Source organism: Arthrobacter humicola, from assembly GCF_022803015.1.
GTDB lineage: Bacteria > Actinomycetota > Actinomycetes > Actinomycetales > Micrococcaceae > Arthrobacter > Arthrobacter humicola_A.
Map to the genome: position 1 here is coordinate 208,689 of NZ_JAFKON010000005.1, position 13,082 is coordinate 221,770.

Annotated in this window: 10 protein-coding genes and 1 pseudogene; 1 reads left to right on the forward strand and 10 read right to left on the reverse strand. The window is 67.7% G+C overall.

The window, feature by feature from the left end:
• Positions 1-10: 10 nt before the first annotated feature.
• From allB to ARTB_RS12240, 10 genes and pseudogenes are all read right to left on the reverse strand, one after another.
• Positions 11-1,354 (reverse strand): allantoinase AllB, encoded by a 1,344-nt coding sequence (gene allB, locus ARTB_RS12195; protein WP_243180660.1) that lies wholly within the window; start codon positions 1,352-1,354, stop codon positions 11-13.
• On the reverse strand, positions 1,347-2,561 hold the full coding sequence (locus tag ARTB_RS12200) for a glycerate kinase (protein ID WP_243180661.1): 1,215 nt from the start codon (positions 2,559-2,561) through the stop codon (positions 1,347-1,349). The genes allB and ARTB_RS12200 overlap by 8 nt, the downstream gene beginning before the upstream one ends.
• 1 nt (position 2,562) lies before the next feature.
• Positions 2,563-4,353, reverse strand: a complete 1,791-nt coding sequence (gene gcl, locus ARTB_RS12205) for a glyoxylate carboligase (RefSeq protein WP_243180662.1) — start codon at positions 4,351-4,353, stop codon at positions 2,563-2,565.
• 160 nt (positions 4,354-4,513) lie between these two features.
• Positions 4,514-5,404: pseudogene (locus ARTB_RS12210) on the reverse strand (2-hydroxy-3-oxopropionate reductase); the annotation flags it as partial.
• Between the two features lie 73 nt (positions 5,405-5,477).
• Entirely contained in the window at positions 5,478-6,278 is an 801-nt protein-coding gene (locus ARTB_RS12215; protein ID WP_243180664.1) for a hydroxypyruvate isomerase family protein, read from the reverse strand.
• A gap of 282 nt (positions 6,279-6,560) precedes the next feature.
• The gene (locus tag ARTB_RS12220) at positions 6,561-6,722 is read right to left on the reverse strand and encodes a glycine zipper domain-containing protein (RefSeq protein ID WP_162159054.1); all 162 of its coding nucleotides are present in this window, start codon (positions 6,720-6,722) and stop codon (positions 6,561-6,563) included.
• Positions 6,723-6,888: 166 nt separating this feature from the next.
• Positions 6,889-7,701, reverse strand: a complete 813-nt coding sequence (locus ARTB_RS12225; RefSeq protein WP_028275486.1) for a bifunctional allantoicase/(S)-ureidoglycine aminohydrolase — start codon at positions 7,699-7,701, stop codon at positions 6,889-6,891.
• A complete protein-coding gene (locus tag ARTB_RS12230) occupies positions 7,698-8,984 on the reverse strand; it encodes a DUF6986 family protein (protein ID WP_243180907.1) in 1,287 nt (428 codons plus the stop codon). Before ARTB_RS12230 ends, ARTB_RS12225 begins: the two co-directional genes overlap by 4 nt.
• 66 nt (positions 8,985-9,050) lie before the next feature.
• Positions 9,051-10,649: a malate synthase A gene (gene aceB, locus ARTB_RS12235; RefSeq protein WP_243180665.1), complete on the reverse strand. Its 1,599-nt coding sequence runs from the start codon at positions 10,647-10,649 to the stop codon at positions 9,051-9,053.
• A 35-nt stretch (positions 10,650-10,684) separates the two neighbouring features.
• Positions 10,685-12,097: an NAD-dependent malic enzyme gene (locus tag ARTB_RS12240; protein WP_243180666.1), complete on the reverse strand. Its 1,413-nt coding sequence runs from the start codon at positions 12,095-12,097 to the stop codon at positions 10,685-10,687.
• Between the two features lie 206 nt (positions 12,098-12,303).
• Between ARTB_RS12240 and ARTB_RS12245 the strand changes: the two genes are divergently transcribed.
• A complete protein-coding gene (locus ARTB_RS12245; RefSeq protein ID WP_028275490.1) occupies positions 12,304-13,059 on the forward strand; it encodes an IclR family transcriptional regulator in 756 nt (251 codons plus the stop codon).
• Positions 13,060-13,082 lie beyond the last annotated feature (23 nt).

A 13,082-nucleotide genomic window follows, 5' to 3' on the forward strand; every position in this document is an offset into this window, starting at 1 on the left:
GCCGCCTGGCTCACACGCCGCCGCGGCGGATCAGCTTGCCGGCCGGGGTCCGGCCGTCGATCAGGGTGCCGCGGAGGTAGGTCTGCCGGACGACGCCGGAAAGCGCCTTACCGTCATACGGGGTGATGGGGTTCTTGTGTTTGAGCTTGGAGACATCCACAACGAAAGCCTCGTCCGGGGCAAATACGGCGAGGTCGGCGTCGTATCCCAGCGCCAGTTGGCCTTTATTGCCAAGGCCGGCGAGTTGGGCCGGCTTTGCCGCCATCCACGAGAGAACCTGCTCGAGCGGGATGCCGCGGTGTCGGGCCTCGGTCCAGATCAGTGACAGGCCCAACTGCAGCGAGGAGACGCCGCCCCAGGCCACGGCGAAGTCACCGTTTTCCAAGTCCTTCAGGTCCAGGGTGGACGGGGAGTGGTCCGAGACGATGCAGTCGATGGTGCCGTCCTGCAGGCCGGCCCACAGCAGTTCGCGGTTGGAGGCTTCGCGGATCGGCGGGCAGCACTTGTAGGCGGTGGCGCCGTTCGGGATTTCCTCGGCCGTCAGCGTCAGGTAGTGCGGGCACGTTTCCACGGTGAGGCGAACGCCGTCGCGCTTGGCGGTGGCGATCATGGGGAGCGCGTCGGAGGAGGAAAGGTGCAGGATGTGGGCGCGGGCTCCGGTCCAGCGGGCCCGTTCGATGACCTCGGCGACGGCCTTGTTCTCGGCCCCGCGCGGGCGGGAAGCCAGGAACGTGGAGTAGTGGTCGCCGCCGGGGTGGGGCGCGTGGTCGATCGCGTGGGAGTCCTCGGCGTGGACGATCATGAGCGAGTCGAAGGACTTGAGCTCGGCCATGTCCTGTTCCATTTCGTCCGCTTCCAAGTGCGGGAACTCGTCCACGCCGGAGTGCAGCAGGAAGCATTTGAAGCCGAAAACGCCCTCGTCGTGCAGCGGCCGCAGTTCGTTCTTGTTGCCCGGGACGGCTCCGCCCCAGAAGCCGACGTCCACGAACACCTGGTCCCCGGCCACCTCCCGCTTCAGTTTCAGGGCCTCCACGGTAGTGGTGGGCGGGATGCTGTTCAACGGCATGTCAATGATGGTGGTGACGCCGCCGGCCGCTGCCGCCCGGGTGGCGGACGCGAATCCCTCCCACTCGGTCCGGCCGGGCTCATTGACGTGCACGTGGGTGTCCACGAGGCCCGGCAGGAGGGTCTCGTCGTCGGCAAGCTCAATGACTTCACGGCCGGAGAGGCCGTTGCCCAACGGCTCGATCGCGACAATCACGCCGCCGCGGATGCCGACTTCCCGGGCGGCGATGCCGGCGGTGGTCAGCACCCGCTGCCCGCGGAAGACGACGTCGTAGGTTTCTTCAGACACTGAGGGTCTCCTTTCCGGGAGCACTGTCCAGGGCGCGGGCGCCCTGCGCGGAGTGCGCCACGTTGGCCAATTGCTCGCCGAGTTGCCGTCCGAGGCGCTCCAGCAGCGCCGCTGCGTCGGTTATACATGTGTCTACATTGCTTTCCAGCTCCGTCAAAGCGTGGACTGCGAGGAACCCGGAACTGCTGATCTGCTCCGGAGTCAGGACGGACCGGCCGCACACCGCGACCACCGGAACCTTGGCGCGGCGCGCCGCCCGGGCAACGCCCACCGGAGTCTTGCCCAGAAGGGTCTGTTCGTCGAGGCTGCCTTCGCCGGTGATCACCAGATCCGCGCCGGCCAGCCGCTCGGCCAGCCCGGTGAATTCGAGGACGACGTCGATGCCGGGCCGGCGGGTCGCGGCCAGCACCGCGATGGCTGCGTAGCCCACGCCGCCGGCAGCCCCGGCACCCGGAGCGTCCGCAGCCTTCCGCGCGCGGGGCCCGATTTCGGCGCAGAGCACGTCCACAAAGCGGGCCAGGGCGGCGTCGAGGGCTGCTACGTCCTCGGGGGTGGCGCCCTTCTGCGGGCCGAAGATCGCAGCGGCGCCTTGGGCACCAAGCAACGGGTTGTCGACGTCGCTGGCGAGTACGAAGCGTGCCTCGTCCAGACGGGCATCGAAGCCGGAGAAGTCGATCCAGGCCAGCCGGGCCAGGGCCGCGCCGCCGGGCGGAAGTTCGTTGCCGTCGGCGTCGAGGAGCTTGGCACCGAGTCCCTGGAGGACCCCGGCGCCGCCGTCGGTGTTGGCGCTGCCGCCGACGCCCAGGATGATCTGCCGGCACCCGGCGTCGAGCGCGGCCCGGATCAGTTCGCCGGTTCCCTTGCTGCTGGCGCCATTGGCGGAGTCGGAATCAGGGCGGCCGCCCCCGCCGCCGGGCAGGACGGCGAGGCCGGACGCGGCGGCCATCTCAATGACCGCCTCGCGTCCGCGGACCGCGAACTCCGCCCGGATCGGCGCTCCGGTGGGGCCGCTGACGACGTCGCTGCGGCGGGTGAAGCCGGAGCCGACGGCGGCATCGAGGGTGCCCTCGCCGCCGTCGGCCACGGGAATCCGCAGTACCTCCAGATTGCCCCCGCAAGCCCGCTGCAGCCCTGCTTCGAGGTGCCGGGCGACGTCCGGGGCCGAGAGCGATCCCTTGAACTTGTCCGGCGCTATGACGACGCGCATCTCAGGCCTGCAGGGCCAGAATGGCGGTGGGGGCGTCCTCGGCGGTCTCGGCCAGGGCCTCGAACTCGTTGACGGCGTTGATTTCGGTGCCCATGGAGATGTTCGTGATCTTCTCCAGGATGACTTCCACCACCACCGGAACCCTGAACTCGCCCAGGAGCGCCGTGGCCTTGTCGAACGCGGCAGGCAGGTCTTCCGGGTTTTCCACCCGGATCGCCTTGCAGCCCAGGCCCTCGGCCACCTTAATGTGGTCCACGCCGTAGCCGCTTGCGGTTGCAGAGAGATCCGTGGAGTTGATGTTCTCGAACGCCAGGGACACGTTCTGTTCCATGTTGAAGCCGCGCTGGGACTGGCGGATCAGGCCGAGGTAGGAGTTGTTGACCACAACGTGGATGTACGGCAGGTTGAATTGGGCGCCCACGGCCAGTTCCTCGATCATGAACTGGAAGTCGTAGTCACCGGAGAGGGCAACCACGGTCTGGTCCGGCTTGCCCCGGACCACGCCCAGCGCGGCGGGGGCGGTCCAGCCCAGCGGGCCTGCCTGTCCGGCGTTGATCCATTTGCGCGGGCCGAACACGTGCAGCATCTGGGCGCCGGCGATCTGCGACAGTCCGATGGTGGACACGTACGTGGTGTCCTTGCCGAATGCTTTGTTCATTTCCTCGTACACGCGCTGCGGCTTGATCGGCACGTTGTCGAAGTGGGTCTTGCGGTGCAGTGTGGCTTTGCGCCCGGAACATTCGTCAACCCAGGCGGTGTAGTCCGGCAGGGACCCGGCGTCCCGGCGTTCCCGGGCCAGCTCCAGCAGCCCATCCAGGGCGGCGCCGGCGTCGGAGGCGATGCCGAAGTCCGGGGAGAACACGCGGCCGATCTGGGTCGGCTCGATGTCGATGTGCACGAACGTGCGGCCTGCGGTGTAGGTGTCCAGGCCGCCGGTGTGGCGGTTGGCCCAGCGGTTGCCGATGCCGATCACGAAGTCGCTGCGCAGGAAGTTCTCGTTGCCGTACCGGTGGCTGGTCTGCAGGCCCACCATGCCGGCCATGAGTTCGTGGTCATCCGGGATCGCGCCCCAGCCCATCAGGGTGGGGATCACGGGGACGCCCAGCAGCTCGGCCAGTTCCACGAGCTGGGCCGAGGCTCCGGCATTGATGATGCCGCCGCCGGCCACGATCAGCGGGCGCTCGCCTGCGGTGAGCATGTCCAGTGCCTTTTCCAGCTGCTTCCGGCTGGCCCGGGGCTTCTCCACGGGCAGGGGCTCATAGGTGTCGATATCGAATTCGATCTCGGCCATCTGCACGTCGATCGGCAGGTCCAGCAGGACCGGGCCCGGGCGGCCGGAGCGCATCAGCTGGAAAGCTTTCTGGAAGGCTCCGGGAACCTGGCCGGGTTCAAGGATGGTCATGGCCAACTTGGTGACCGGCTTGGCGATGGACTCGATGTCCACGGCCTGGAAGTCCTCCTTGTGCAGCTTGGCCACGGGTGCCTGGCCGGTGATGCAGAGCATCGGGATGGAATCGGCCCACGCCGCGTACAGGCCGGTGATCATGTCCGTGCCCGCGGGGCCCGAGGTGCCGATGCAGATGCCGATGTTGCCGTCCTTGGCCCGGCTGTAGCCGTCGGCCATGTGGCTGGCGCCTTCAACGTGGCGGGCCAGGGTGTGGCGGATGCCGCCGTGGGCCCTCATGGCCGAATAGAACGGGTTGATCGCCGCGCCTGGCAGGCCGAACGCCTCGGTGGCGCCTTCCTTTTCCAGGATGGCGACGGCTGCGTCTACAGTGCGCATCTTCGTCATGGTGTGCTCCTTGAAAGTCTGTTTTTGGGTGTGGTGAAGGGAGGCCCGGCGAACCGTCGCGGGCACCTCTTGTTGGGGGGAGGGGGGGCCGCCGTCGTAAATCTCGACGCCGGCCGGTGCGTTCGTGTCGAAGTGCCCCTTGCCGGGGCGGCAGCGTCGCTTAGTTGCGGCCGCTGAGCTTCAGGACCTGCTTGAAGAGGCCCGAGTGGTCCAGGCCGCCGTCGCCCTGGTTGACGGTGGCGGCGACGAGCTGCGCGACGATGGCGCCGAGGGGGACGGCGACATTGGCCTCGCGGGCCGCGGAGGTGACGATGCCGAGGTCCTTGTGGTGCAAGGCCAGGCGGAAGCCGGGGTCGAAGTTGCGGTCCAGCATCTTCTGACCCTTCTGCTCCAGGACCTTGGAGCCGGCCAGGCCGCCGCCGAGGACCTTGAGGGCGGCGTCCGTGTCCACGCCGTAGGCCTCGAGGAAGGCGATCGCCTCGCCAAGGACTTCAATGTTGACGGCCACGATCAGCTGGTTGGCTGCCTTGACGGTCTGGCCGGAACCGGAGGGCCCCACGTGGACGATGGTCTTGCCGACGGCGGCCAGGACATCCCGTGCCGCCTCGAAGTCGGCGGCGTCACCGCCCACCATGATGGACAGCGCGGCGTCGATGGCGCCTTGTTCGCCGCCGGAGACCGGGGCGTCGAGGGGCCGGATCCCGGCGGCCCGGGCGTCGTCGGCGAGGCGTTTGGCGACGTCGGGGCGGATGCTGCTGGCATCAACCCACAGGGCGCCCGGCTTGGCGTTGGCGAACACCCCGTCGGGGCCGCTGACCACGCCTTCGACGTCGGGGGAGTCCGGCACCATGGTGATGACCACGTCGGCGTCCCTGACGGCCTCCGCGATGCTCGTGGCACCCTTGCCGCCTTCGGAGGCGAGCTTGTCGGTCTTGTCCTGGCTGCGGTTGAAGCCCGTGACCGTGTGGCCGGCCTTGACGAGGTTGACGGCCATGGGCAGGCCCATGATACCGAGGCCGATGACTGCGATGTTGCTCATTGTGGTTCTCTTTCTGAAGTCTTTGTGTGCGTTTTAGCGCGCGTGTGCTTCTTTGCGCTCGTGCGGACTGAGGGTGCGGGTGGGACTACTGCGGGACGCGCTGGCGGATGGCCCAGCTGAACGCGGTCTGCGCCGGTTCCTTGTATTCGAGGCCGATGTAGCCTTCGTAGCCGAGTGCGCGGCTGCGGGCGATCCATTCGCCGAGGGGAAGCTGCCCGGTTCCGGGAGCCCCGCGGCCGGGGTTGTCGGCGATCTGGATGTGGCCGAAGTCCTTGGCGTGCTTTTCGATGACGGCGGCGACGTCGTCACCGTTCGCGGCCAGGTGGTAGAAGTCCGCGAGGAGTTTGACGTTCCCGGCGCCGGATTCCTGCTTCACCCGGGCGATGACGTCGAGGGCGTCCTGTGCCTTGAGCAGGGGGTACCGGGGGGCGCCGCTGACGGGTTCCAGGAGGACCGTACCGCCGATGCGGGCCACGCCGGCAGCCGCCGCCGCAAGATTTTCGGCGCCAATGGCGTCCTGCTGCTCAGCAGATTCGCCGTCAATACGATTGCCGTAGAGGGCGTTGAAGGCCTTGCAGCCGAGGCGCTCACCGATGCCGGCGACGACGTCGATGTTGTCCTGGAACTCGGTGGAACGTGCCGGCCAGGAGACCAGGCCGCGGTCACCGCCCGGCATATCGCCCGCGTTGAAGTTCAGGCCTGTGAGCTGCACGCCGGCGTCAGTGATGGCGTTCTCAAACCGGGCAACCTCGACGTCGGTGGGGACGGATGTCTCGAAGGGCCACCAGAATTCGACGGCGTCAAAACCAGCGGCCTTCGCGGCGGCCGGGCGTTCCCAGAGGGGGAGCTCCGTCAGGAGGATGGAGCAGTTCACGGTGTACGTCATTGTGGGTTCCTTCCGGTGTGGGCGGGAGCTGGATCCCGGGCACCTTTGCCTTGCAGATCCTCTTGCCTGTTTTCCGCTTTGTGGAATTAAGATTCTGCTTTATGAAAAGTGTAGGGAAGGTTGGGCCGGGGAGTCAAGGGGTGAGCGAATGCGGGGTGTGGCTGCGGGGTGAGGCGCGCGGGACCCCAATATTCTTGGCCCGGCACCTCAGGGCGCGGGAGCCTACGGTAGTTCAGGCTCCGGCAGTTCAGGGCGCGCGGGCAGCAGATGCCGCGAAATTCCCTAGCGCTTCGTAGGGTCCTTCCGGATGCCCAGGCCCACGAGTGCGCCGACCCCGAGGCCGATCAGCAGGCCCGTGAATGGCTTGTCGACGGTGGTGACCCCGATGGCGAAGCCGAGGGCCGCGCCGAGGAGCATTCCGATCCACAGGGATTCGTACTTCACAGCCTCAGGCTAGCAAGCATCGCCCGGGCCGCAAGGGCTCCGGGCTGGATGACCAGATTTGGTGCGGAGGCGCGACCGGCGGAACCACGGAGGAGTCCGCCCCGTCAGACGGGGCGGACTCCACTACGTGGATCGGTATTGGTGGATTGGTAGTGCTGGATCGGTCTTAGGTCAGGCGGATCTGGCGGTTGACGTCCTTGTACAGCAGGTACCGGAAGTTGCCCGGACCGCCGGCGTAGCACGCCTGGGGGCAGAAGGCACGCAGCCACATGAAGTCGCCGGCCTCCACCTCCACCCAGTCGTCATTGAGCCGGTAGACGGCTTTGCCTTCCAGCACGAAGAGGCCGTGCTCCATGACGTGGGTTTCCGCGAAGGGGATGGAGGCGCCGGGCTTGAGGGTGACGATGTTGACGTGCATGTCGTGGGCGAGGTCCTCCGGGTCCACGAAACGCGTGGTGGCCCAGGCCCCGTCGGTGTCCGGCATCGCCCGCGGTGCGACGTCCTGGTCGCGGGTTACAAAGGATTTCGCCGTGTAGCCGTCCAGCGGCTCGTAGGCCTTCCGGATCCACTGGAAACTGGCGATCTCCCCGGACTCGTTCGCCACGGACCATTGGGCCCCCGCGGCGAGGTAGGCGTAGCCGCCCTCGCCCAGCCTGTGGATTTCCCCTTCGAGGGTCAGTGCCAGGGCGCCCTTGGTCAGGAAGATGACGCCTTCGACGCCGGCCTCCGGCTCGGGCTTCTCCGAGCCTCCGCCCGGTCCCACCTCGACGATCAGCTGCGAGAACGTCGTGGCAAAACCGGCGATGGGCCGGGCCAGGATCCAGGAGCGGGTGTTGGTCCAGCCGGGCAGTTTGCTCGTGACGATGTCCCGGAGCACGCCCTTCGGAATGACGGTGTAGGCCTCCTTGACCACGGCCCGGTCGGAGAGGATCTGGGTCTGCGGCGGAAGCCCGCCTTCGGGGTAGAAATAGTTGCTCATGGGTGCGTTCCTTTTGCTGAGGGAGTTGAGGTGTTGGCCAGCCGGGGGTGGGCCAGCGCGGTGAGTTCAGGGAGCCCGACGCCGGCCAGCGCCATGACTTCTTCGGTGCCGACGGCGCCGCACTGGACGCCGCGCAGCACGAAGGCTGCCAGAGCCCGTGCGGTGGCGGGTTCGTCCAGAACGCCGCCGGCGGTTTGGTCCACGTAATTGCGGAGCCGGGCAGCGGCGGCCGGGAGCCCTTGCCGGTAGAAGGCGTAGGTTGCGGCGAACCGGCTGGGCAGCTGGGCGGGGTGGAGGTCCCAGCCCTGGTAGTAGCCGCGTTCCAGCGAGCGGCGGACCAGCCGGCCGTGGAGCTGCCAGGCCTGCTCCACGTTCCCGCCCACCGGGATGATGTTGGTGGAGCCGTCGGAGAGCCGGATCCCGGTGCCGGCCGCGGCAAGCTGCATGACTTCCTTGGCAAAGTCCGCCACGGGATGTTCCATGGACTGGTATTCGGCGGAGATCTGCAGCGATGCCGAGTAGTCGTAGGTGCCGTAGTGCAGCCCGCTGATCCGGCCGGGCACCGCGTGCGGCAGGCGCGCCACCGGCGAGGTTCCGTCCGGGCCCAGGATGAGCTGCGGCGTTTCCACCTGCACCTCAAAGCGGAGCCGGCCCGCGGGGAGCGAGTGGACTTCCTCGAGCCGGGACACGGCGAAGGCCATGGCCTCCACCTGCGCCACCGTGGTGACCTTTGGCAGGGTGAGGACGAGCCCGTCCGGCAGTTCGCCGGCCGTGGCCAGCTGCGAGACGAAGAGATCCAGGGTCCGCAGACCCCGGGCGCGGGTGGCAGCCTCGAAGCACTTGAAGCGGATCCCGATGAACGGCGGCGCGGTACCGGCGGCGACGGCGGCGGCCACGGCGGATGCCGCGGCGGCAGCGGCGGCGTCCTCGGCGTCGTCGCCCCGGTCCCCGAACCCGTCCTCAAAGTCCAGACGGAGGTCCTCGATCGGCTCGCGTGAGAGCTTGGCCCGGACCCGCGGCGCGACGGCGGCGGCCAGTTCGGTTTCCTGGCCCTGCAGCGCGCACAGGCTTTCGACGCCGCCGCGGGCGTCCACCGCGGCGAGGGCCTGGGCGCCCCAGTCCGCGGCGAACTCCGGGCCGAAGCGGTCGGCCGGAACGTAGACGGTGTGCACCGGCTGGCGGGAGCCGTCGTCGCCCGGGTAGCTGCGCTCCAGCAGCCGGTCGGTGTCGGCGAGCTGCGCATCGATCCGGGCGAGGTCGGCCCCGGAGAGGGCCGGCGTCACCGGACCCTGGCTCTGCAGATGGCTGCGTGGTTGCGGCCTGGCACTGGCGGAGGTGGCTGCCATGCCTCAGCCCACCAGCTCGTAAGCCGGCGTGGTGAGGAAGTCCGTGTAGTCCTCGGACAGGCAGATGTCGCCGATGAGCTTGCTGGCGGGCAGGTAGTGCTTCACGAAAGCTTCCTCGCCCACCTCGCCCCGGAGCTTCTCGGTTTCCTCGGCCAGGATCCCGGATACCAGCTCGCGGGTGACGGTCCGGCCAGTGTCGGCGAGCACAGAGTTGTTGCGGATCTGCTGCCAGACCTGGGACCGCGAGATTTCCGCCGTCGCCGCGTCCTCCATCAGGTTGTGGATGGCGACCGCGCCGTTGCCCGAAATCCACACCGCTGTGTAGGCGACGGCAACGTAGAGGTTCAGGCGCATGCCTGCCTCGGTGACCGTGCCACGGGCGGAGGCGACGTCCAGGAGCTGGTCCGCGGTGACCGAGACTTCCGGGCGCTGCCTGTCCAGCTGGTTCGGCCGCTCGCCCAGGACGGCGTCGAAGACGTCCCGGCAGACCGGCACCAGGTCCGGGTGGGCCACCCAGGAACCGTCAAAGCCGTCGTTCGCCTCACGGGTCTTGTCCGCGCGCACTTTCTCGAACGCCTGGGCTGTCACCTCGGGTTCGCGGCGGTTGGGAATGACGGCCGCCATGCCGCCCATGGCGAAGGCGCCGCGGTGGTGGCAGGTCTTGACCAGCAGTTCGGTGTAGGCACGCATGAACGGCGCGGTCATGGCCACGGTGGCGCGGTCCGGCAGCACAAAGCGCGAGCCGGCATCACGGAAGTACTTGATGATGCTGAACAGGTAGTCCCAGCGGCCAGCGTTCAGGCCGGAGGCGTGGTCGCGGAGTTCGTAGAGGATCTCGTCCATTTCGAATGCTGCAGGGATGGTCTCGATCAGGACGGTCGCGCGGATGGTGCCTTGCGGAATGCCGAGGTAGTCCTGGGCGAAGACGAAGACCTCGTTCCACAGCCGGGCCTCGAGGTGGCTCTCCATCTTGGGCAGGTAATAGTACGGGCCATGGCCATTTTTCAGCAGCTGCCTGGCGGTGTGGAAGAAGTGCAGGCCGAAGTCCACCAGGGCGCCCACGGTGTGTTCGCCGTCGATCAGCAGGTGGCGCTCTGCCATGTGCCAGCCGCGCGGGCGGGCGACAACGACGGCCAGCGGGGCATCGGTCCGGAGCGTATATTCCTTGCCCTCGGGGGAGGTGTAGGCCAGGGTTCCCGCCGCGGCGTCGCGGAGGTTCAGGATTGATTCGACCACGTTGGACCAGGTGGGAGTGCTGGCGTCCTCGAGGTCCGCGAGCCAGACCTTGGCCCCGGAGTTCAGGGCATTAATGGCCATCTTGGCCGGTGCGGCCGGACCCGTCATTTCCACCCGGCGGTCCTGCAGGGCTGTCGGGGCCGGGGCCACCGTCCAGTCGCCTTCACGGATATCACGGGTTTCCGGCAGGAAATCGAGCCGGCCGGTGCGGCCCACCTCGTCGCGTTTGACCGCGCGGGCCTTGAGCAAATCCCCGCGGGTGGCGGCGAAACGTTGGTGCAATTGCTCAATGAAGGCCAGCGCCTCGGGTGTGAGGATCTCCTCCGCGCGGTCAACGGGGCGGCGGGCTGAAATGGTGAGGGCCATTGTGGTCCTTCCTGGTCGGTGAAGCAGGCGGCGAATCAGGCGTGGGTCAGCGCGGCGGCCGGGACCGTCGCATGGGCAGCCGCGACAACCGCCGCGGCGACGTCGGCGGCAACGTGGGGGTCGAAGACGCTGGGAATGATGTAGCTGGCATTGAGCTCATCGTCGGCGACCCGGTTGGCGATCGCCGCGGCGGCGGCCACCAGCATCTCGGGGGTGATGTCCGCCGCCCCCGCGTCCAGCAGCCCGCGGAAGAATCCTGGGAAGGCCAGGACGTTGTTGATCTGGTTGGGGAAGTCGCTGCGGCCGGTCGCCACCACAGCGGCGTGCCGTGATGCGACCACCGGGTCGATTTCCGGCGTGGGGTTGGCCATGGCGAACACAATAGCGTCGTTGGCCATGGATGCCACCTGTTCTTCGCCGATCACGTGCGGTGCGCTGACGCCGATGAAGACGTCGGCTCCCTTGAGCGCTTCGTGGAGGGTGCCCGAGAAGCCCCTTTCATTGGTGTTCTCGGCAATCCACGTGCGGTGCTCGTCGTTGTACTGTTCGCCGAAGTGGATCGCTCCCGAGCGGCCGGCGGCGATGATGTTGCGGGCCCCCTGTGCCTTGAGCAGCGCGATGATGGCGGAGCCGGCGGCGCCGACGCCCGAAACGACAATCCGGACCTCGGAGAGTTTCTTGTCCACGACGCGCAGGGCGTTGGTCAGGGCTGCCAGCGTGACGATTGCGGTTCCGTGCTGGTCGTCGTGGAAGACCGGGATGTCGAGTTCCTCGCGGAGCCGGGTTTCGATCTCGAAGCAGCGCGGAGCGGCGATGTCCTCAAGATTGACCCCGCCATAGACCGGGGCGAGCGCCTTGACGATCCGGATGATTTCCTCCGTGTCCTGGGTGTCCAGGCAGACCGGCCAGGCGTCGACGTTGGCGAACTGCTTGAAGAGCGCGGCCTTGCCTTCCATGACCGGCAGTGCGGCGGCCGGGCCGATGTTGCCGAGGCCCAGGACGGCGGAGCCGTCGGTGACGACGGCGATGGTGTTGCGTTTGATGGTCAGGTTCCGGGCGGCCTCGGGGTTTTCCGCGATCGCCAGGCAGACGCGGGCGACGCCGGGGGTGTAGGCCCGCGAGAGGTCGTCGCGGTTGCGCAGCGCGACCTTCGGGACAACTTCCAGCTTGCCGCCGAGGTGCATCAGGAAGGTTCGGTCCGAGACGTTCCGGACCGTGACGCCGTCGAGCGCGTTGAGCGCGTCCTTGACACGTGCGGCGTGCTCGTCGTCCGTGGTGTTGCAGGTGACGTCGACTACCAGGGTCTCGTGGTGGGATTCGGTGACGTCCAGGGCCGTGATCGCGGCGCCGGCCGCACCGACGGCGGCGGCCAGTTCGCTGGTGGCGGTGAAGCTCGAGGGCGCCTCCACGCGCAGGGTGATCGAATTTCCGGGGCTGGGATTCGCCATTGAATTTTCCTCCTAGTCGGCCCGCGGACGGGCTCTTACTGCACTAACTTATTTCGTATGATGGATATTATTATCTACTTTGTGGAAATACAAGCCCCCAGGGGTCCGTCGGCGGCGGGGGCGGTACTGTATCTTGTGTCCACTAGGCACTTTTTTCACGATGTGGATAAAATTTGTCGTAAGCAACCCCTCAGGAGAGCAAAGTTATGGCGGAAAAAGCCCCCGGAGGCGTGCAGTCCGTTGAACGCGTCTTCGAACTTCTGGAACTGATCACCGATGCCGGCGGCGACGTCACCCTCAGCGAACTCTCGTCCTCTACCGATCTGCCGCTTCCCACCATCCACCGGCTGCTGCGCACCCTCGTCACCCTGGGCTACATCAGGCAGCTGCCGAACCGCCGCTATGCCCTGGGCCCGCGCCTGATCCGTCTGGGCGAGGCGGCGAACAAGCAGCTCGGGGCGCTCGCCCGGCCGCAGCTCCAGTCCCTCGTGGAACGGCTCGGGGAAACCGCCAACATGGCTGTGCTGGACTCTGACATGGTGATGTACGTGGCCCAGGTCCCGTCCCTGCACTCCATGCGGATGATCACCGAAGTGGGCCGCCGCGGTTACATGCACGCCACCGGCATGGGCAAGGCGATCCTGGCCCAGCTGGACGATGAGACGGTGCGTGGCATCGTGACCCGGAAGGGCATGCCCACACCCACACCGAAGAGCATCGGCGACGTCGAATCCCTGCTCGCCGACTTGAAGCTGATCCGCAGCCGCGGCTATTCGATCGATGAGGAAGAGCAGGAGATCGGCGTCCGCTGCTTCGCGATTGCCATCCCCAACGCGCCGACCCCCGCGGCGATTTCCGTCTCCGGGCCCGTTTCCCGGGTGGACGAGACTTTCGCGGACCGGGCTGTGCCGTTGCTGCGCGAGGCAGCCCTGGCGATCTCCCAGGACCTCAACAAGAGCTGACATCCAGCGGCCGTGCCGCAGTC